Origin of the sequence: Rhodoferax ferrireducens, assembly GCF_003347515.1 — a bacterium.
Taxonomy (GTDB): Bacteria; Pseudomonadota; Gammaproteobacteria; order Burkholderiales; family Burkholderiaceae_C; genus Rhodoferax.
In genome coordinates this window covers 68999-89038 of the sequence record NZ_QEII01000290.1, presented here as the reverse complement: position 1 = coordinate 89038, position 20040 = coordinate 68999, and the positions used below count along the sequence as shown (strand labels likewise).

At 62.2% G+C, this 20040-nt stretch carries 21 protein-coding genes; 10 read left to right on the top strand and 11 right to left on the bottom strand.

From position 1 onward, the window contains the following. Positions 1–5: 5 nt before the first annotated feature. Both C5P05_RS18000 and C5P05_RS17995 read right to left on the bottom strand, forming a co-directional pair. Entirely contained in the window at positions 6–1205 is a 1200-nt protein-coding gene (locus tag C5P05_RS18000) for a substrate-binding domain-containing protein (protein WP_114971212.1), read from the bottom strand. Positions 1206–1362: 157 nt separating this feature from the next. After that, on the bottom strand, positions 1363–2859 hold the full coding sequence (locus tag C5P05_RS17995; RefSeq protein ID WP_114971211.1) for a sigma-54 interaction domain-containing protein: 1497 nt from the start codon (positions 2857–2859) through the stop codon (positions 1363–1365). A gap of 228 nt (positions 2860–3087) precedes the next feature. On the opposite strand from C5P05_RS17995, the gene C5P05_RS17990 reads away from it, so the two are divergent. Continuing rightward, positions 3088–3486 carry a hypothetical protein gene (locus C5P05_RS17990; protein WP_157979378.1) on the top strand — a complete coding sequence of 133 codons (399 nt, stop codon included), beginning with the start codon at positions 3088–3090 and terminating at the stop codon, positions 3484–3486. A 109-nt stretch (positions 3487–3595) separates the two neighbouring features. On the opposite strand, the gene C5P05_RS17985 is transcribed toward C5P05_RS17990, so the two are convergent. The 3 genes from C5P05_RS17985 to C5P05_RS17975 form a co-directional block, all read right to left on the bottom strand. After that, a complete protein-coding gene (locus C5P05_RS17985) occupies positions 3596–5095 on the bottom strand; it encodes a tripartite tricarboxylate transporter permease (RefSeq protein WP_114971209.1) in 1500 nt (499 codons plus the stop codon). Then, entirely contained in the window at positions 5095–5625 is a 531-nt protein-coding gene (locus C5P05_RS17980) for a tripartite tricarboxylate transporter TctB family protein (RefSeq protein ID WP_114971208.1), read from the bottom strand. Before C5P05_RS17980 ends, C5P05_RS17985 begins: the two co-directional genes overlap by 1 nt. A gap of 106 nt (positions 5626–5731) precedes the next feature. After that, entirely contained in the window at positions 5732–6691 is a 960-nt protein-coding gene (locus C5P05_RS17975) for a Bug family tripartite tricarboxylate transporter substrate binding protein (RefSeq protein ID WP_114971207.1), read from the bottom strand. A gap of 153 nt (positions 6692–6844) precedes the next feature. On the opposite strand from C5P05_RS17975, the gene C5P05_RS17970 reads away from it, so the two are divergent. The 6 genes from C5P05_RS17970 to C5P05_RS17945 all read left to right on the top strand — a co-directional run bounded on the left by C5P05_RS17970 (position 6845) and on the right by C5P05_RS17945 (position 11643). Next, on the top strand, positions 6845–8062 hold the full coding sequence (locus C5P05_RS17970) for a methyltransferase (protein WP_198674767.1): 1218 nt from the start codon (positions 6845–6847) through the stop codon (positions 8060–8062). A gap of 82 nt (positions 8063–8144) precedes the next feature. Beyond that, entirely contained in the window at positions 8145–8654 is a 510-nt protein-coding gene (locus tag C5P05_RS17965) for a DUF1993 domain-containing protein (protein ID WP_114971205.1), read from the top strand. Between the two features lie 49 nt (positions 8655–8703). Then, the gene (locus tag C5P05_RS17960; RefSeq protein ID WP_114971401.1) at positions 8704–9384 is read left to right on the top strand and encodes a response regulator transcription factor; all 681 of its coding nucleotides are present in this window, start codon (positions 8704–8706) and stop codon (positions 9382–9384) included. Between the two features lie 110 nt (positions 9385–9494). Beyond that, a complete protein-coding gene (locus tag C5P05_RS17955; protein WP_114971400.1) occupies positions 9495–10892 on the top strand; it encodes a sensor histidine kinase in 1398 nt (465 codons plus the stop codon). A 7-nt stretch (positions 10893–10899) separates the two neighbouring features. Beyond that, positions 10900–11292 (top strand): RNA-binding S4 domain-containing protein, encoded by a 393-nt coding sequence (locus C5P05_RS17950; protein WP_114971399.1) that lies wholly within the window; start codon positions 10900–10902, stop codon positions 11290–11292. 105 nt (positions 11293–11397) lie between these two features. Continuing rightward, positions 11398–11643, top strand: a complete 246-nt coding sequence (locus C5P05_RS17945) for a hypothetical protein (RefSeq protein ID WP_157979377.1) — start codon at positions 11398–11400, stop codon at positions 11641–11643. Between the two features lie 38 nt (positions 11644–11681). On the opposite strand, the gene C5P05_RS17940 is transcribed toward C5P05_RS17945, so the two are convergent. After that, the gene (locus C5P05_RS17940) at positions 11682–12641 is read right to left on the bottom strand and encodes a helix-turn-helix domain-containing protein (RefSeq protein ID WP_114971203.1); all 960 of its coding nucleotides are present in this window, start codon (positions 12639–12641) and stop codon (positions 11682–11684) included. A 112-nt stretch (positions 12642–12753) separates the two neighbouring features. On the opposite strand from C5P05_RS17940, the gene C5P05_RS17935 reads away from it, so the two are divergent. Genes C5P05_RS17935 through C5P05_RS17925 form a run of 3 tightly spaced genes read left to right on the top strand, consistent with a single transcriptional unit; the run spans position 12754 to position 15499 of the window. Continuing rightward, on the top strand, positions 12754–13932 hold the full coding sequence (locus C5P05_RS17935; RefSeq protein WP_114971202.1) for a cytochrome P450: 1179 nt from the start codon (positions 12754–12756) through the stop codon (positions 13930–13932). 4 nt (positions 13933–13936) lie between these two features. Next, positions 13937–14260, top strand: a complete 324-nt coding sequence (locus C5P05_RS17930; protein ID WP_114971201.1) for a 2Fe-2S iron-sulfur cluster-binding protein — start codon at positions 13937–13939, stop codon at positions 14258–14260. A 3-nt stretch (positions 14261–14263) separates the two neighbouring features. Continuing rightward, positions 14264–15499, top strand: a complete 1236-nt coding sequence (locus C5P05_RS17925) for an NAD(P)/FAD-dependent oxidoreductase (protein WP_114971200.1) — start codon at positions 14264–14266, stop codon at positions 15497–15499. 77 nt (positions 15500–15576) lie between these two features. Here C5P05_RS17925 and C5P05_RS17920 read toward each other — a convergent pair whose 3' ends face one another. The 5 genes from C5P05_RS17920 to C5P05_RS17900 form a co-directional block, all read right to left on the bottom strand. Continuing rightward, positions 15577–17100 carry an HsdM family class I SAM-dependent methyltransferase gene (locus tag C5P05_RS17920; RefSeq protein ID WP_114971199.1) on the bottom strand — a complete coding sequence of 508 codons (1524 nt, stop codon included), beginning with the start codon at positions 17098–17100 and terminating at the stop codon, positions 15577–15579. Continuing rightward, positions 17097–17780 carry a hypothetical protein gene (locus tag C5P05_RS33760; RefSeq protein WP_157979376.1) on the bottom strand — a complete coding sequence of 228 codons (684 nt, stop codon included), beginning with the start codon at positions 17778–17780 and terminating at the stop codon, positions 17097–17099. The genes C5P05_RS17920 and C5P05_RS33760 overlap by 4 nt, the downstream gene beginning before the upstream one ends. Positions 17781–17858: 78 nt before the next feature. After that, positions 17859–18281: a PPC domain-containing DNA-binding protein gene (locus tag C5P05_RS17910; RefSeq protein WP_114971197.1), complete on the bottom strand. Its 423-nt coding sequence runs from the start codon at positions 18279–18281 to the stop codon at positions 17859–17861. 56 nt (positions 18282–18337) lie between these two features. Beyond that, the gene (locus C5P05_RS34055; RefSeq protein WP_198674766.1) at positions 18338–18601 is read right to left on the bottom strand and encodes a hypothetical protein; all 264 of its coding nucleotides are present in this window, start codon (positions 18599–18601) and stop codon (positions 18338–18340) included. A 34-nt stretch (positions 18602–18635) separates the two neighbouring features. Continuing rightward, entirely contained in the window at positions 18636–19907 is a 1272-nt protein-coding gene (locus C5P05_RS17900) for a DEAD/DEAH box helicase family protein (RefSeq protein ID WP_114971196.1), read from the bottom strand. Between the last annotated feature and the right edge of the window lie 133 nt (positions 19908–20040).

Below are 20040 nucleotides of genomic sequence, written 5' to 3'. Positions count from 1 at the left end.
ACCAATCAGCGTTTGTTTCTGATCGGAATCTGCATTTCCTCCGCCTTGATCTCGCGCACGAGTTCAGGCACGCCCCAGGCAAAGGCCGGGTCCACCTTGATCTTGAAGTGGTACATGCTCTGCATGGCCTGGTGATCTTCCTTGCGGAAGGTCATCGTGCCTTTGGGGGTGTCGAAGCTCATGCCTTCCAGGGTCTTGATCAGCGTGTTCGCCGACGTGTCGCCATTGGATTTTTTCAGCGCCGTCACCACCGCCATGGCGGCTGAGAAACCGCCGGCCGTGAAGAAATCCGGCGGAGTCTTGAACTGCTTGTAGTGCTGGGCCACCATGGCCTCGTTGACCGGGTTCTTCGGGATGCCGAAGTAATAGTAGGCCGCGCCTTCCATGCCGGGGAACTGCTTGTAGGCCGTCATGGCCGGCAAAATATTGCCGCCGGTGGCAATCTCGATGCCGTGGCGCTTCAAGTCCATGTCGGCAATCTTGAACGGATTGCCGCCGGCCCAGATGATGAAAATCACCTTGCGGCCGGGCTGGTCCTTGAGCTTGTCGATCAGCCGTTGCGCGCCGGCGGTGAAGTCGGTCGTGGCGGGTGGCAGAAACTCTTCATGCACCACCTTGGCTTTTTTGATGGCCTCCTTGAAGGCCTTCACGCCATCGCGGCCAAAGGCCGAATCCTGTGCCATGGTGGCAATGGTGATGCCGGCTTTGTCGAGCGCCACTGCATTGGCGATGGCGTCCTGCGAGCTGTTGCGACCGGTGCGAAAAATGTATTTATTCCACTTCTCGCCCGTGATGGAATCCGCCACGGCAGGTTCGACCAGCAGGATCTTTTTGTATTCCTCAGCCACCGGCAACATCGCCAGCGCCACCGGCGAGGCGGTCGGGCCCACGGCCAGATCCACCTTGTCATCACCGTAGGCCGCCGCCAGCTGGCTCTTGCCCAAGTCAGGCTTGCCCTGATCGTCTTTCTCGATCACCACCAGCTTTTTGCCCGCCACCATCATGGAGCCGCCGGTGGCATAGTCCAGGCCCATCAGGAAGCCGGTGGCGGTTTGCTTGCCGTAGGCCTCCAAGGGACCGGTCTTGCTATAAATGTGGGCAATTTTGATTTGCTTGTCCTGGCTGAAAGCCAGCGTGGAAGTCAGGGTGCAAGCCAATGTGGCAGCAGCCAGCGCGGTGCGCGCAACCCAAGTACGACGATGCATGGTGGTCTCCTCTTGTAGTCAATTTATTCGAGAGACTACGCAGCAACCATGCCACATCGCAAGCTATTGATTTTATTGAAGTTAATTTTCCAGAAAGAGAATGTGTATTTTTTTCATACACTTTAGCAAGCTGTATTTCAGTCAATCTGTATGAATTTCATACATCCTCATCGAGACGTCCGTAAAGCGTTGCACGAGATATGCCCAGCATTTTGGCGGCCGCCGCCTTGTTGCCCTTGGCCGCCGTCATGGCGGCACCAATGGCTTGACGTTCCAGCTCGGCCACCTGCTCAGCCAGCGGCCGCAGCAAGCCGGCGCCGGCCGCCGCGGCCGAGTCTGGCAAGGCCGGTGCGGTCAGCGGCGCCAGTTCCGCAACACCCGATTCGCGCAGCACGGCTTGCAGCTCTGGCGCAAGAATGCGGTGCGAATCGCCGCGCATCGTGGCCTGCTCCAGCACGTTGCGCAGCTCCCGGATATTGCCGCGCCAGACCTGGGCCGACAGCAGGGCCAGTGCCTCGGCACTAAGTTCGGGCGGCTGCGCGCCGCTGCGTAAGGCCATGTCCTCCCCCAGCACTTCGACCAGGGCGGGAATGTCCTCGCGCCGCTCGCGCAGCGGTGGCACGCGGATGGGCAACACGTTCAGGCGGTAGAACAAATCTTCGCGGAAGTTGCCCTCGCGTACCAGCTTGTTCAAGTCACGCGAGGTGGCGGCAATCACCCGCGCGTCAAAAGGCAGGAGCTTGTTCGAGCCCAGCGGCTCGATCTCGCCTTCTTGCAGGGCGCGCAACAGCTTGGCCTGCAGGCTCAGTGGCATGTCGCCGATCTCGTCGAGAAAAAGCGTGCCGCCATGGGCCAGGCGAAACTTACCCTCGCGCCCCTTGCGGTCGGCGCCGGTGTAGGCGCCGGGCGCAACGCCAAAAAACTCGGCCTCCAGCAAGGTATCGGGCACCGCCGCAATGTTCAGGCTGATGAACGGGCCGTCCGCCCGCGCCGATGAAGCGTGAATCGCATGCGCCAGCAGTTCTTTGCCTGTGCCGGTTTCGCCCAGCAGCAGCACCGGGCTGGAGGTTTGCGCGGCGCGCCGGGCATGGCGCTTGACTTCCACGGCCGCCGCACTGGCGCCGACAAAACTGGCGAAGGTGTAGCGCGACTGACGCTGGCCAGGGCGCCCGCTGTTTTGCTGGCTGATGCGCTGGCTGGCCAGCTCGCGCCGGACATCGTCTAGGTCGCGCTGCAGCAGGGCAAACTTGCCCACCAGCGGCTGCAGGCTGATCTCGGCATGATCGAACAGCACGATGCCCAAGGCGCCGATGACCGCCCCCACACTGTCGCGCAAGGGAATGCGGCTCACCACAAAGGTACCGGCCCGGTTGGTGAGCAGGTCAATCAGGATGGGTTTGCCGCTTTCCAGCACGTGATGCATCTGCGTGTTTTGCACCACGCTGGCCACCGGGTGGCCGACAAAATCTTCCACCCGCTCAAAGCCCAGGGCCGGCAGATAGCGTTTGTACTGGTCGTTGATCCAGACCACGCGGGCCTGCCGATCCACCAGCATCATGCCCTCGCTGGCGTTGGCAAAGAGGTCGAACATGGAGCGCGCGGCCAGCTCCAGAATGCTCTGGGCGTCACGCGGTAGTGGGTCTGTTGTATCCATGCGGGCATGTTACCGCGCAGGCCATGGGCAGCCTGTCGGGAAAATTAACAACTAATGGGAGGCGCCAGGGCCTCCGGCGAGTGGCCTGTGTTGCGGCCAAGCCAAGATCCTTGATTTGATTGAGATTACAGGTCGGCACCGCACGCTCCATATGTAACGGCATGTTTCTTGCGCTTCAAATTTCAGCCCAATCAAGTGCCCTCATACATCAAACCCGGGGAATGCACGATGACTCTTCCAAGCCTGCGCAGACGCCTTCGTACGGTATTGAGCGGTTCGTCTTTTTTGATCGGACTGGCTGCCGCGCAAGCTGCGCTGGCCACCCCGCTGATCCTGATTTTCGAAGACTCCTTGCACGGTCCCGTTCTGGCTGAGCACGAGCAGGCTGCCGGGGTAAGCCCTGCCGGCGCGCTGACACCCAACGCAGTAACGACACCTGCATGGGCTACGTCCACCGGGGCGAATGCGGTGGTCGCTGGAGCCGGTCTGATGGCGTTCACCTTGAACACACTTAGCGCCGCAGGCACGCACGCCGTCTCGAATGAGATCTTGAAAGCCCAGGTATCGACCTCGATCCCGCTGATCCTGGGGTCATTCCGGGTGCTCCCCCGACTACAAGAGAAATAGGCATCCAGCCCTTGCAGACAGTGCGTAGAAAGCTATTAATTAAGTAGCATCCAAAACGCAACTGGCCGCATCTTTCGATGCGGCCAGTTCACTATCCCATCACGCCAAATCAGGCTAACCGGGCCGGACGGCGCCTGTTCAGCAAACGCGGCACCACCAAAATAGACACCACCACGATCAGCAGCGTCAAGGACATGGGGCGCTGCAGGAACACCATCGGACTACCCTCGCCGATGGAGATCGCGTTGCGCAGCTGCGCCTCGGCGAGTGGGCCCAGAATCATGCCCACCAGCACCGGAGCAGTGGGAAAGTTGAAGCGGCGCATCACCAGCCCGAGGATCGCGATGGCATACAGCAGGAACAGATCGAACGCGCTCTGGCGCATGCCATAGGCCCCCACGGTCGCAAAAACCAGAATGCCGGCGTAGAGCTGCGGCTTGGGCACCTTGAGCAGCTTGACCCACATGCCGATCAGCGGCAGGTTCAACACCAGCAGCATCACATTGCCAATGTACAAGGAGGCGATCAAAGCCCAGACCAGTGCCGACGAACTGCTGAAGAGTTGTGGCCCCGGCTGAATGCCGTAGTTCTGAAACGCGCCCAACAGGATGGCCGTGGTGTTGGAGGTCGGAATGCCCAGCGTCAGCAAGGGAATGAGGGCCGCCGTCACGGTCGCGTTGTTGGCAGCCTCGGGCCCGGCCACGCCCTCGATCGCGCCTTTGGTGCCGAACTCGGCCTTGTCGCTGCCCTTGGCCAGCTTCTTCTCGGTCGCATAGCTCAGAAAGGTCGGAATCTCGGTGCCCCCTGCGGGAATGCAGCCAAACGGTGCCCCAATGGCGGTGCCACGCAGCCAGGCGGGAATGGAACGACGCCAATCACTTTTGGTCATGGTGACGCGGCTCATCTTGTTTTCAGACTCGACCACCTTGCCTTCAAACAGCACGGCATGCAGCGCCTCGGCAACCGCAAACAGGCCAACCGCCACCAGCACAATTTCCACGCCGTCCAGCAACTCGGGCACGCCCCCGGTGTAGCGTGCCTGACCGGTGATCTGGTCCATGCCCACCAGGCCGGCGGCCAGACCGACAAACAAAGCCGTCAGCCCGCGTACCGAGCTTTGCCCCAGCACGGCACTGACCGTCGTGAAGGCCAGCAGCATCAGCATGAAGTATTCCGGCGGCCCCAGCTTGACGGCAAACTCGGCCACCACGGGCGCAAACAGCGTGACCAATATGGTGGCAATGGTGCCCGCCACAAAGGAGCCAATCGCCGAGGTGGCCAACGCCGCACCGGCACGGCCGCTTTTGGCCATCTTGTTGCCCTCCATGGCTGTCACCATGCTGGCCGTTTCCCCCGGCGTGTTCAGCAGGATGGAGGTGGTGGAGCCGCCGTACATGGCGCCGTAGTAAATGCCAGCAAAAAAGATCATCGACGCCGTCGCCTCGACTTTGGCCGTGATCGGCAACAGCATGGCCACGGCCGTGGCCGGGCCAATGCCAGGCAGCACACCGACCGCCGTTCCCAATGCGCAGCCCACAAAGGCCCACAACAGGTTGACCGGCGTGCCCGCCGTGGCGAAACCTTGAAGAAGTTGGTTCCAGATATCCATTAAAGCCACCCCGTTTGTGTCAGGCCGGGCAGGTTAATGCCCAGGAATTGCGTAAACATCCAGTACACCGGCGCTGCAATCAGTACGCCAGTCAGGAGGTCGATCCCCCAGGATTTCAGGCCATCCCCCACGCGACCCTCCGCGTTGCGCAGCCCACGCGCCGCCAACACAAAGCACAAGGTACAACTGAAGATGAAGCCAATGGTGGTGATCAGTCCGGCGTTGGCCAGCAACCCGGCCGACATCCAGACAAAACCGGGCCAGTAAGGCTGGTCCCCAACCGGGCCTTCCTCCATGTGGCGAAAACCGCCGGTGCGGGCCTCATACACCATGAACCCACCGCACAGCAACAAGGCCGCGGACACCAGCCAGGGCAGGAAATTGGGGCCGACGCCGGCATAACCCGCGTCGGAGGGAATGCTGATCGCCCCCACTGCCAGGCCCAGCGCCAACGCGATCACGCCAAGGCCGACCAAGCCTTGAAGAAAAGATGGCGTTCGGCGGTCTTGCGTCTCGGGATCTTGTTTCATGGTTATTTACCTCGTCGCCAAAAAAATACGGGGGTGCCTTGCACCCGTAAAAAAGCCGATGCATCCGTGCTGTGGAAAACATCGGCTCCAAGCGCTTGCCTGGGGGTCAGATCATGCCGGACTTCACCATGGTGGCGCGCAACGATGCAAAGTCGTCATCGACGAATTTTTCGAACTCTGCGCCGGTCATTACGGCAGGCGTCCAGTTGTTCTTTTCCATGGCTTCGGCCCAGGCTTTGGACTTCATGGCCTTGACCACCATATCGGTCAAGGTCTTGCGCTGCTCGGGCGTGATGCCCGGTGCGCCATAGACGCCGCGCCAGTTGCCAATCTCGACATTGATGCCTTGCTCTTTTAGCGTGGGCACATTGACGCCTTTCAGGCGGGTGCCCGAGGTGACTGCCAGGGCCCGCATCTTGCCAGCATTGATGTATTCGGCGAACTCGCTGTAGCCGCTACCACCCACGGTGACGTTGCCACCCAGGATGGCCGCCGTCGCTTCACCGCCGCCCCGGAAGGCCACGTAGTTGATGCGGGCCGGGTCCACACCGGCTTCACGGGCGATCATGGCCGCAGCGATATGCTCTGTGGAGCCGCGCGAACCGCCGCCCCATTTGACGCTGCCGGGGTCTTTTTTCAGCTGCTCAATCACGTCCTTCATGGTCTTGAACGGCGAATTGGCCGGCAGCACGAACACGTTGTATTCACTGGTAATGCGTGCCAGTGGCGTGGCCGCGCTCAAGGACACCGGCGGCTTGCCAGTGATGATGCCGCCCAGCATGACGGCACCCATCACCATCATGGCGTTCGGGTCACCTTTGCTGCCGTTCACGAACTGGGCGAGGCCCAAGGCACCGGCGGCGCCGCCCTTGTTGTCATAGGTCACGGTATCTGCCACCTTGGCATCGATCAGCGCCTTGCCCAGCGCGCGACCGGTAGCGTCCCAACCGCCGCCCGGATTGGCGGGAATCATCATCTTGACGTTGGTAGCGGCCAGTGCCGACAAGGGCAGACCGGCTGTGGCAGCCAGGGCGGCCATGGATTTAAGGAAAGTATTACGACGCATCAGTGTCTCCTGTGGTTTTTTAGACGCTTTGATAATGCAACAGTTAGCTGTCAAATGGCTGTCCACAGACACTAGGGAAAGTACCGATACGCCAGGCGGATTCGCCTATCTGTTAAAACACTTGTTATCCATTTTTTGCGTATGACCCAGCCGATGCCTATCTCTTCCCCCACTCCTGCTACACAAGCTGTCGCCAGCCCCTCCCCGACCCTCCATTGGACCGAGGCCGGCGAGGAACGCTCGGCGCTCTGGCGCTCGGAACGCGGCGCACCGCCGCCCAAACGGGTGGTCTTGGCCGACGACACCACGACCGCCGACACTGCCTACCGCATGGCCTGCGAGGGCACGGCCCTGCTCTGGCGCGGCGATTTTCAGAATGCCAAGCAGTTGCTGCAGGCACTGGCCCGGCGCGCCGACCAGGTTCCCACGCGCAAGCGCAAGAAAGCCGCCAAGGAAATTCCGGTGGCAGAGGCCTTCCACCTGCACCGTCTGGCCCAATCGCAACGGGCGCGCATGCTCGGCATGCTGCTGATTCCTTTCAATGCGGACTACAGCATTCCGCTACGCCGCGGCCCCGACGTCAAGGTCGCCTGCACCGAGGCCTGGGGCCCGGCGGACGATACGGCCGGCGCCTCGGTGGTGTCGCTGCGCGAACTGTTGGGCGTGACCAGCGCCCACGAATGGCGCAGAAAAGGCGTTGAAATTGCGGCGCTCGGCGAGGAGCCCGGCAACCGCATCCATCCACATTACGGCGTGTTCTCGCCAGTGCGCGGTGAATACATCCACCTGGTCGCCACCGCCCACTTGCCCAAAGCCCCGACCGGCCAGCCCCTGGTAGCGTTTGACATCGGCACCGGCACTGGCGTGCTGTCGGCCGTGCTGGCGCGGCGCGGCGTCGACAAGGTAGTCGCCACCGATCAGGACCCGCGGGCGCTGGCCTGCGCGCGTGACAACCTGGCCCAGCTGGGCGTAACCAAGCAGGTGCAGGTGGTGCAGACCGATCTGTTCCCCGAAGGCCAAGCCTCGCTCGTGGTGTGCAACCCGCCCTGGCTGCCGGCGCGGCCCAGTTCGCCGATTGAACGCGCGGTGTACGACGAAGGCGGCCGCATGCTGGCTGGATTCCTGAAGGGCTTGACGGCGCACCTGACGCCCAAGGGTGAAGGCTGGCTGATCCTGTCCAACCTGGCCGAACACCTGGGCTTGCGCACGCGCGAGGAACTGCTGGCCGCGTTCGAGGCGAACGGCTTGCGCGTGGTGAGCCGCATCGACGCCAAGCCGCTGCACCCCAAGGCCTCGGATGCCAACGACCCGCTCGCCGATGCCCGGTCGCGCGAAGTGACCTCGCTGTGGCGTCTGGCGGCCGTGAAGTAAGCTGGGCACGGTTCAATAGCCCGCCCGGAGCACGGGCGCTTGAATCCGGCGAGAATCCGCGGCTCCTTCAACGAAAGAACCCATGACTCACGCCATCTACACCGCCTCCATTCCCGTTTTCAAGCAAATGCTGGGTGGCCTTAAAGAGGTCTTGCGCAAGGCCGAAGCGCACGCGACCGAAAAAAAGATCGACCCCAACGCCCTGCTGCAAGCCCGCCTGTACCCGGACATGTTCCCGCTCTTGCGCCAGGTGCAGGTGGCCAGCGACTTCGCCAAAAGCGTGTCGGCGCGTCTGGCTGGCGTGGAAGTTCCCAAGCTGGACGACAAGGAACAGACCTTTGCCGATCTGCAGGCCCGCATCGACACCGTGCTGGCCTTCCTGAATGGACTGCCCGTGGACAACTTTGAAGCAGCCGCCACCCGCGAGATCGTCACGCAGGCCGGCACACCCAAGGAAAAGCGTTTTACCGGCCAGTCCTATCTGTTCAATTACGGCCTGCCGCACTTCTTCTTCCACACCACCACCGCCTATGCCATCCTGCGCCACAACGGCGTGGAAGTGGGCAAGAAAGATTACATCGGCAGCTATTGAGCGAACCGTTTCAGTTGGGGCGCCATGACAGCATGCTATGTTCGCGCCCATGAAACTGTTACTGGTTGAAGATGACCCCGCGCTGCACACCACCTTGTTGCGCGCGTTGACCCGCTTGGGCTGGGAGGTCGAAGTTTGCACCGACGGCCGCGCCGCGCTGGGCCGCTGGCGCGCCAGTCAACCCGATGTCGTGTTGCTGGACCTGACCCTGCCCGGCCGGGACGGCCTGCAGATCCTGGCGCAGGCGCGCGATGACGGTCTCACCACGCCGGTACTGATCCTGACCGCGCGCGGCACGGTGGGCGACAAGGTGCTGGGGCTCAATGCCGGCGCCGACGACTACCTGCCCAAACCTTTCGACCTCGACGAACTCGAAGCCCGGGTCCGCGCCCTGCACCGCCGGCGCCCGGAAAATAATGCGGAATTAGCCCCTAGCCCTCATGGAATAAGCGGGATTAGCTACGATAAAGATAGCGGAGCCATTTACCACCAGGGCCAGGTTCTGGACCTGACGCCGCGTGAACTGGCCCTGCTGAGGGCCTTGCTGGCCCGGCCCGGCCACGCCGTCAGCAAGGAAAAGCTGTTTGAACTGGTGTTCCCGGGTGAGGTGGAGGTGCAGTATGAAGCGATTGAAGTCGTGGTGTACCGGCTGCGCAAGAAACTCCTGCACACCGGCGCCAAGCTCATGACCCTGCGCGGGCTGGGCTACCTGCTGAAGGAAGCCGCGTGAAAAATCACGAAGCGGCAAGCGTGGGGGCGATAAGCGACGCCGGGCCGCCCCAAGGCGCGAAGGCCCCCTCGGGGGGCCGCGCAGTACGCGAAGCGACCAGCGTGGGGGCCATCTCTCTGCGCCGTTATCTGTTCCTGGGCATCCTGCTGCCCATAGCCCTGTTCATTCTGGTGAACACCATCACCTTGTACCGCCAGGCGCTGGCGGCAGTGAACACCGCTTACGACCGCACCCTGCTGGCCTCGGCCAAATCCATTGGCGAACACATCAACGCCGTAGGCGAAGGCGACGCGGCGCAGCTGCGCGCCACCGTGCCTTATGCGGCGCTGGAAGCTTTTGAAGCCGACAACCGCAGCCGCATGGTCTACCGCATCTCCAGCATTCAGGGCGACCTGATCGACGGTTTCACCGACTTGCCGGCCTGGCGCGGCAGCCTGCCGGACCGCGGCCCCTATGCCGCGCTGGTGGACTTTTATGACGACGTCTACCGTGGCGACCCCGTGCGCGTGGCGGTCTTGCTGCAGCCCGTTGCCGTCGACCGCGCCCGCGTCATGGCCGTGGTGCAGGTGGCCGAAACACTGGAATTGCGGCGCACGCTGGCACGCCAGATCCTGATCGACACCTTGTGGCGACAAGCCGCGCTGGTGTCGGTCATCGCCCTGGTGGTGATCGTGGTGGTACAGCGCGCCACGCGCCCGGTGCGCAAGTTGAGCGCCCAGTTGCAAGCCCGACCGGACGGTGACTTGACGCCCTTGCAAGCGCCGGACGCCCCGCGCGAACTCGTTCCCCTGATCGAAGCCACCAATAACCTGATGACGCGTTTGCAACATCTGCTGGAACACCAGAAACGCTTTGTGCGTGACGCCTCCCATCAATTGCGCACGCCACTGGCCGTGCTGAAGGTGCAGGTGCAGTCGGCGCTGCGCGGCGACGTTGCGCCCGAACAGGCGCTGCACGAGATCAGCGACACGGTCGAACGCGCCACGGTGTTGGCCAACCAGATGCTGTCGCTGGCCAAAGTAGCGCAACTGGTTCAACAAGCGCCCAGCAGCGATGTCGACTGGGCGCAGGTGCTGCGCGAAGTGGCGCTCGACCTGTCACCGCTGATCGCGGCCAAGGACATTGATTTTGAAATATCGACCGTCCCCTCGCTGATCCGCACCCACGACTGGATGCTGCGTGAACTCTCGCGCAACCTCCTGCACAACGCGATTCGCTTCACCCCCGCCAACGGCACGCTGACCGTGCAATTGCTCTGTGATTCACGCTCCGTGGCACTGGTAATCAGTGACAGCGGCCCCGGCATTTCAGCGGAGCTGCGCACGCGGCTGTTCCAGCCCTTCTCGGCCGGCGAGGCACGCTCCGGCTCCGGTCTGGGGCTGGCCATCTGCCACGAGATCGTGCAGGCGCTGGGCGGCAGCATCAGCCTGGACAACCGCGAGGCGCATGGCCACCTCTCCGGCCTGGACACCACGGTACGCCTGCCGCTGGGGCAAAATGCAGCCTGATATGGACATGGAACGACTTCGCATCGACAAGTGGCTGTGGGCCGCCCGCTTTTACAAGACGCGCTCGCTCGCCTCCGACGAGATCGTCAAAGGCCGGGTCCAGGTCAACGAACAGGTCGCCAAACCGTCCCGCGAAGTCAAGGTGGGCGACACGGTGGTGCTGCGCCAGGGCCCGGTGAACCGGACCATCACTGTGTTGGGTATCAGCCAGCAGCGCGGCCCGGCGCCGGTGGCGCAGCAGTTGTATGCGGAGACGGCCGACAGCATCCGCGAGCGGGAACGTGGCGCCGAGCAACGGCGCCTGGGCAGCGAACCTGCCCAGACCATTGAGCACGGTCGCCCCACCAAGCGCGACCGGCGCAGCCTCGAAAAGGCCCGCAATACATCATTTGATCCCTGATCGGCCAGGCCGGATTCGCATGTCACTAAAATGCAGCACATGGTAGATAAAAAATTCGTCGGCTTTCCTGACCTCAAACACACTGAGTTTCAGGCAACCCGTCCCATGACCTACAACGAACTGCCGCGGCTGGTCCGCATAGAGCAGGAACTGGCGACCATCACGGCACACCATGAGCGCATCGCCAAAGCCATCCAACTGTTCTGGGGCCACAAAGACTGCGTTGATTACATTCAAAAATTGATTCTCAGCGGTGGCGATGGTTCCGGCAAGGCGCGCATCGGCTTCAAGCGCGAGGTGGTGGCGGCGCTGATGAACCTTATTGAACTGCACGAAGTCAAACAACTTTAACCCGCGCTCAAGGGCTTGTCAGCGCCGATCTGGCACTCTCAGTCCTGCGCGCCGTGTGCCTGACGATAGCGGTGCGGACTCATGCCGGTGCGGCGTTTGAAAAATCGCGAGAAATAAGCGGGGTCATCAAAACCCAACTCAATCGCCAGATTCGCCGCTGGCGCTGCAATGTAGACCAGGCGGCGGCAGGCCTCACGCGTCAGGCGCTCGTGCACCAGCTCCAGCGCGCTACGGCCGCGCTCCGCCCGCACCAGACGATTCAGGCGCGGCGTGGAAAGACCCAGGTGCGAGGCATAACGCTCCAGCGGCCAGTGCTCCAGAAAATGCTGTTCCACCAAGAGTTGGAATCGAATCAAAAGTGCCTGGTGCCGATGCGCGCGCTTACCCTGAACCTGCCGCCCTTGCGCACTCGATTGCGCCAGGCGCCACACCACGGCACGCGCCAGCCAGCCAGCCACCGGTGATTCGGCCGCACCGGGCAGCACAAACTCGGCGGACAGCTCGCGAAACAACGCATCCAGCCGCGCGGCCGGCCCCTCCTGCGGCGTAAAGCACAGCACCCCCGGCGCGGAAAACAGCGCGCGAAACGCTTCGCCTACCGACTGGAATTCGCCCTCCACCAGAAAGCGCGCACTTAAAGTGAGAACCATGCCGTCGGTATCCGGGGCAAAGCGAAAGCCATGGACCACGCCCGGCGGCACCACGATGGCCGTCGGGCCTTGCACTTCTTCCCGCCATTCATCCAACACCACCTCGGCCCCCCCTTGCTGCACCCACAGCACCTGGTACAGACCGTGGTGTACATGGGGCTCGATTTCCCAGTGGTAGAGACGGCTGCGCGACTGCACTTCTTCGATGTGCAGCATTTCCTGCCCCGGCGTGGCGGTCTCGCCGTAGAGGGCAAACGTGGGAATCGCAACAGCCTGTCGCACGCCCCGTACCGCGCCCTTGGACGCCGGGGTGCTGGCCGCAACGGCGGTAGTGTCCGCTTTTTTCATGGTCCTGCATTTTGAACGAAAAGTGCAATTTTTTGCCATACTTTTTGTAGTGTCATTTGGCCCTGATCCACTTAAAGTTCGGCTTCGACCCAATAACTACCGGAGACAAGCCATGTTCAGTTTCGACCCCTATGCGCCCGCTGTGGACGCCAATCCCTTCCCTTTCTACAAAACCCTGCGCGACGAACACCCCTGCTTCTGGAGCCCTGAAGCCGACATGTGGATTCTGTCGCGCTACGCCGACATCGTGTCCGCCGGGCAGGACGCGCAGACCTATTCGTCCGCCAGCGGCAACCTGATGACCGAGCTGCCCGGGCGGGCCGGCGCCACGCTGGGCACCACCGACGCACCGCGCCATGACCGCCTGCGTGGCCTGATCCAGCACGCGTTCATGAAACGCAATCTGGAATCCTTGAGCGAGCCGATCCGTGACATCGCCCGCGAAGTGGCCGAATCCTTGCGGGGAAAAAAGCAGTTTGACTTCATCACCGAGTTTTCGTCCAAATTCACGGTGCGCGTGCTGTTTGCCGCGCTCGGCCTGCCCACCGGCACTGAAGCCACCGTACCCGAATCCACCGTGCGCGACAACGCCGTGCTGATGGTGCAAAGCGACCCGGTCACCCGCACCAAAGGCCCCGAGCACCTCGCTGCCTACAACTGGATGCAGGACTACGCTGCCGGGGTCATTGCCGAGCGCCGCGCCAACCCGCGCAACGACCTGATCTCGCACTTCAGCATGGCCGAAATTGATGGCGACAAACTCGACGAACGCGAAGTGCTGCTGACCACCACCACGCTGATCATGGCCGGCATTGAATCGCTGGGCGGCTTCATGGCCATGTTTGCCCTCAACATGGCCGACTTCCCCGAGGCCCGCCGCCAGTGCGTGGCGAACCCGGCCCTGCTGGTGGACGCGGTGGAAGAGTCGCTGCGCTTCAACACCTCGGCCCAGCGCTTTCGCCGCCGCTTGACGCGCGACGTGACCCTGCACGGCCAGACCATGAAGGCGGGCGACTTTGTCTGCCTGGCCTATGGCAGCGGCAACCGCGACGAGCGCCAGTACCCCAACCCCGATGCCTATGACATCACGCGCAAGCCGCGCGGCCACCTCGGCTTTGGCGGTGGCGTACATGCCTGCCTGGGCACCGCGATTGCCCGCCTGTCGGTCAAGATTGCGTTCGAGGAATTCCACAAGGTCGTGCCCGAGTACCAGCGCGTGCAGGAGCAACTGCCATGGATGCCGTCATCCACCTTCCGCAGCCCGATGGTGCTGGAACTGGCAGTGGCCTGACACCATGGCCAACATCACCTACATCGAAGCCTCGGGCAACGCCACCACCCTGAATCTGCCCGACGGCTGGAGCCTGATGCAGGGCGCCACCGCCAACGGCGTGGATGGCATCCTGGGCGAATGCGGCGGCTCCTGCGCCTGCGCCACCTGCCACTGCTATGTCGATGAAGCGCGTCTGGCGGACTTGCCCCCCGCCAGCGACAACGAACTGGCCATGCTCGAAAACGTGGCGGCCGAACGCCGCCCGGGCAGCCGTCTGGCCTGCCAGATCAAGGCCAGCGACGCACTGGACGGCTTGGTTATCCACCTGCCCGAAATGCAGGAATAAGTGATGACCGCCTCCATCGTCATCATCGGCGCCGGCCAGGCCGGTGTGCAAGCCGCCGAAGCCCTGCGTACCGGCGGTTTTGAAGGCGCCATCACCCTGCTCGGCGACGAGCCCCATGGCCCCTACCACCGCCCGCCGCTGTCCAAAGCGTGGCTGGCCGGCGACATCGGTGCAGAGCAACTGGTGATGCGCGCGCCCGAAGCACTGGCACGCAAAAACATCGCGCTGCGCACCGGCCAGACGGTCCGTGCCATTGACCGTACGGCCTGCCAAGTCTGGCTGACCGACGGCAGCGCCCTGCCCTACAGCGGTCTGGTGCTGGCCACCGGCGCCACTCCGCGCAGCCTGCCGCTTCCCGGCGGCGATGCCATGGGCGTGCTGGCCCTGCGCTCACGCGACGATGCCAGCGCCATAGCCAAGCGCATGGCGATGTGCATCGAACAACAGTTGCCCGTGGTGGTGATTGGCGGCGGCTTTATCGGCCTGGAAGTGGCGGCCACCGCGCGCAAGAAGGGCTTGCGCGTCACCGTGCTGGAAGCCGCGCCGCGCCTGCTGGGCCGCGTGCTGGCGCCGCTGCTGTCGGACTGGTACGCCCAGCTGCACCGCAGTCAGGGTGTCAGCCTGCTGCTGGGAGCGCAGATCACGGCGCTGGAAACCGACCGCCAAGGCGCCGTCAGCGGCGTGCGTTTGGCGGATGGCACGGTGCTGGCCGCCGGTCTGGTGGTGGTGGGCATTGGCGTGAGCGCCAACGACCAGCTCGCCCGCGACGCCGGCCTGGCATGCGAGCGCGGCATTGTGGTTGATGCCTGCGGCCGCACCAGCGATCCGCTCATCATGGCGGCGGGTGACTGCACTGCACGGCGCCTGGCGGACGGGAGCCTGCTGCGCCTGGAGTCGGTGCAAAACGCCACTGAACAAGGCAAGTCGGTCGCTGCCGCACTGCTGGGACAAGAGCGTCCCTTTACCGCCACGCCCTGGTTCTGGAGCGACCAGTTCGACAAGAAACTGCAAATGGCGGGCCTGTCCACCGGTGCTGACCAATGGGCCGTGCGTGGCGACCTGGCCAGCGGCAGTTTCAGCGTCTACCACTTCAAAGGGCGCAATTTACTGGCCGTCGACAGCGTCAACGCCAGCCGCGACCACCTGCAGGCGCGCAAGCTGCTGGACGCCAGTGTGTCACCCACGGTGGACCAGGCCGCAGATATGGAGTTTGATTTGGGTGGTTTGCTGGTGAAGTGAAACTTTTTGAGCAAAATTGGCCTCAAGCCCCCGTGGAACATGCGCAGTAAGCTACTTATTTAATAGCAAAAAAGCACTCAAACTGATTCAGTTTCCTCTGCATCCGCAGCCAAATCCCCCGCAATCAACCTGAACTGCTCCAGCGCAGCCTCCAGATCGTCCACGATCTCCTGCGCGATCACGTCCGGCGGCGGCAAGTTGTCGCTGTCGGCCAGTGAGTCGTCTTTGAGCCAGAAAATATCCAGACTGGCCTTGTCGCGGGCAATCAGATCACCGTAGTCGTACACGCGCCAGCGGCCATCCGGGCCGGAGCCAGCGGCGGCATTGGTCTCGGCGCTCCAGGTTGCTTTGCGGTCATGCCGATTGGCCGGGTTGTAGAGCTTGACGAACTCGTCCAGATGCTCGCGCCGGAGCGGATTGGTCTTGAGCGTGAAGTGCTGGTTGGTGCGCAGGTCGTAAATCCACAGCTTTTTGGTCCACGGCGTCTCGCTGGCGGGCTTACGTTCAAAAAACACCACATTGGCCTTTACACCCTGTGCGTAAAACAGGCCGGTGGGCAGGCGCAACAATGTGTGCACATCGCACTCGTGCAACAGCTTCTTGCGGATGGTCTCGCCCGCGCCGCCTTCAAACAACACGTTGTCGGGCAGCACCACCGCCGCACGGCCGTGCTGCTTGAGCAGGGTCTTGATGTGCTGCACAAAGTTGAGTTGCTTGTTCGATGTTGTGGCCCAAAAGTCGTCGCGCTCGATCACGTCTTTCTCGGTGCTCACCCGGCCTTCGGCGCCGGTGATCATGGTGCTGCTCTTCTTGCCAAACGGTGGATTGGCCAGCACCACGTCAAAGCGCTCACCGGGGTCGGACGCCAGCGCATCGGCCACCACGATGGGCACCGACTTGTCGGAGCCAATGCCGTGCAGCATCATGTTCATGGCCGCCAGGCGTGCCGTGCTTTGCACCAGCTCCCAGCCGCGCAGGGCCTGTTCTTTTAAGTGTTTCTTCTGCTCGCGCGTGAGGTTGGGGTTGTGGTCCGCCACATGGTTGTGGGCAGCAAACAAGAAGCCGCCGGTGCCACAGGCCGGGTCGCAAATGGTCTCGCCCGGCTTGGGCGCAATGCAATCCACCATCGCCTGAATCAGCGGGCGCGGCGTGAAGTACTGACCGGCCCCGCTCTTGGTGTCTTGCGCGTTTTTCTCCAGCAGGCCCTCGTAGGCATCGCCTTTCACATCAGCGCCCATGGCCGACCAGTTTTCGCAATCGATCAGGTCCACCACCAGGCGGCGCAGCTTGGCCGGGTCCTGGAACTTGTTTTGCGCCTTGCCGAAGATCAGGCCTATGGTGCCCTTCTCGGCGCCCAGCTTCTCCAGCGTGTGGCGGTAGTGGTCGAACAGATCATCACCGTCGCGCGCCAGCAGCGACGGCCAGTCGTAGCCCTTGGCGATGGGGCTGGGCTGGCTCCACGGCGGCTGGCTGCGTTCGTCGGCCATCTTGAGGAACAACAGGTACGTGAGCTGCTCGACATAGTCGCCGTAGCTCATGCCGTCGTCGCGCAGCACGTTGCAGTAATTCCAGAGCTTCTGGACGATGGTGGCTGAGTTCATGGGGGTTCCGCTTGTAGCGACGGTAAAAATCCGTCAGGATTGATCAATGCGGGTAGCCGTTTTAGTGCCATGCCGCGCTCGCGTGCACGCCCGACACGCAGGGCGTCAAACAAGGCGAGCATTTCATAGAGCTTTGGATCTTGCATCGCTGCATATGGCACGCTGGGATGTAATGGCATAACACCAGTGCCCCACAATGGGCCATTGGGGTGCGGCCAGACATAGTCTTCTGACCCTGGTGCAAAAACACCTGCAAATGCAGGGGCGCTATGGCTGGTAGCCACGCCAATGGTGCGTTCAGTTCTATCGGCTGCAAATGCGTATTTGGCGCCATACACAGCAAACTCAGCCAGAGTACGTGAATGTATCCTTGCGGGATTGTCTGTGCCACTTGAGGCCGCTCCCGCCATCTGCTGCGCTGCAGACTGTCGCAAACGCCTTACTCTGCCAGTTGTTCGATGAATTTCATCGAATTTGGGTTGTGCAGCGTCACCATGTGCAGCAATTGCATCATCGTAGTTTTTAAGCAGCAACCCGGCCTGAATGCCACGTTTAATGCAGGCGTGCGCCTCAGATGCACTCAAGCCCAGCTCATGCGCCAAGCGCGCATACGTCCAGCGCTGATCACCCCAAGCCACCAGTTTGAGGGCGACCAGGAAGTCTTGGGGCTTGAGTAGCATTAAATTCTATATTCTTGAATTGCGAATACAGAATGTACTTGATTAACTTTCAACTGCAAAGGCTTGCAGCGCGAACCATCAGGTCCGCCCCCGCACCACCAGCTCGTCATAGCCCGTCACCGCATCCGGCTCGCGGGAGAACGCCCATTCCGGCAGCAGCGCCAGCAGCACCTCTGCCGTGGTGCGCACGATGCAGCCGGGCGCCACATGTCCGCCAAAAACCTGACCTGTGCCTGTGCTTAGGGCCATGTGCAGGTGCGAACTGCTGTGTGTGCCGTTGTCCGTCACGTTCACCGCCACGGTGCCGGACAGACTCAGGATCTCCATATCGCCTGTCAGACGCTGCGGCTGGTCCGCACCGGCAAAGCGAAGACCAGCAGTTGACAGGCTGCCGATGCCGGAGAGCACGAAAGCAGCGCGACAGTTGTGGCTTTGCACGGCGGCTTCTATGGCTTGGCGCAGGTCCTGGCCGGGGGTCAGGCGGATGGGCAGGGTTTGCATGATATTTAATGTAACAAATCAGCCTCTAGCTCAGGCGGAATGTGCGCAAGCAGCTTCTATTTGGATAGTGAACCCGCCGGATATAACTGATTCACCAAGTCCGTCACGATCTCAAAAGTGCCCAGCACTGTGGAATGCAGCATGGAGCTGCCGTGGGCGTAGGTGTTGCGAATCGCCGGTAGGGTCGCCTCCTCGCGGTCCACTGATGGATCCAGTGCCTTGCGAATATCAATGTAGAACCAGCGCTTGACCTTCTTTTTCTTGGGCGTGACTGTTTCAACCACTTTGCCCCGCATGGTGACCTGATACAGCGAAGTCATGCGCTGCTGCCCATCCAACAGCAAAGAAAGTGGCTTAACGTCTTTGGCAGTGGCAGGTGCGCCTTCTACCGGTCGCGGCTTGAAGTTGGCCGTATTCCATGACCAGGTTTTGGTTGAAAAAGCCAAAGGTCTGTTTGCTGGGCGTGGCGGTGAGGCCGATGAGGTAGGCGTCAAAGTATTCCAGCACCTGGCGCCACAGGTTGTAGATGCTGCGGTGCGCCTCATCCGTGACGATGATGTCGAAGGTCTCGATGGGGAAGCTGGGGTTGTAGCCAATGGGCTCGGGTTTTGCGAATAGCCCACCCGTGACATTCTCCAGGCCATCGACGCTTTGCTCATCGTCCTCGGGCGCCAGCTCCCTGCCCTTGAGCATGCTGAACAGGCGCTGGATGGTGCAGATAGTGACGCGGGCTGTCGTGTCGAGCTGGTTGCTGGTGAGGTGCTGGACGATGTATTCCTCGCCAAACTTGTAGTTGTTGTAGGGCGAGGTGTATTGGTCAAACTCTTTTTTGGTTTGGCGCCCCAGGTTGCCCCGGTCAACCAGAAACAGCACGCGCTTGGCCCCGGCGAACTTGATGAGGCGGTAAATGAAGCTGATGCTGGTGAAGGTCTTGCCGCTGCCGGTGGCCATCTGGATCAGGGCACGGGGCTTGTTGGCTTTGAGCGAGGCCTCAAGGTTGCGGACGGCGATTTTCTGGGCGGGCCACAGGCCGTCTTCGATCAGCGGCGGCATGGTTTGCAGGCGGGCCAGGAAGGTGGCGGCACTGGAGGCCGGCGCGGCGGTCGCCGCGAAGCCAGGGTTGGCTTCGCTGGCGGTGCCGGGGCTGGCAAGGCCGGTGTGCACGGCCGCGGAGGATTCCCAGCCCTTCTCCCCAACTTTTCCGGGCAGGTCTTTCAACCACGCTGCCAACGTTTCAGGCCGGTGAAAGGCGAACACACTGCGGGCGCGGGGTTGCGGGTCCAGCCCCTGGGTGAAGTGGGTCTCGATGCCGGTGGATTCGTAGCTGAACGGCAAGGGCCGCCGCCAGGCGGGCAGCGTGGCGGGCAGGCCTTGGGCGTAGCGGGCGGATTGGACCTCCACGCCGGTCAGCGTAGCGCCCTCTTTCTTGGCCTCGATCACGCCTGCGGCTTTGCCGTCGATATACAGCAGGTAGTCGGCAAAGCCGTAACCGGTGTTGAGCGGGAATTCACGCAGTGCAACGCCACGGGCGGCGTGGATGTTGGCGTCCGCCATGCTGCAGACGTGCCAACCGGCTTGTTTTAGTAGTTCATCAATGCTGACTCTGGCTTTTTGCTCTGGCGTCATGCCTTCTCCCGTTGGCCGCAATTCTAGGGCCTGGGTCAGACAGTCAAGAATTTCAAGCGAAACTGGCCTCTAGCTCTCGTATTCATTGCGCAAGCAGCTATTTTTCTAATAGCAATTTACAGTGACGCGGCTA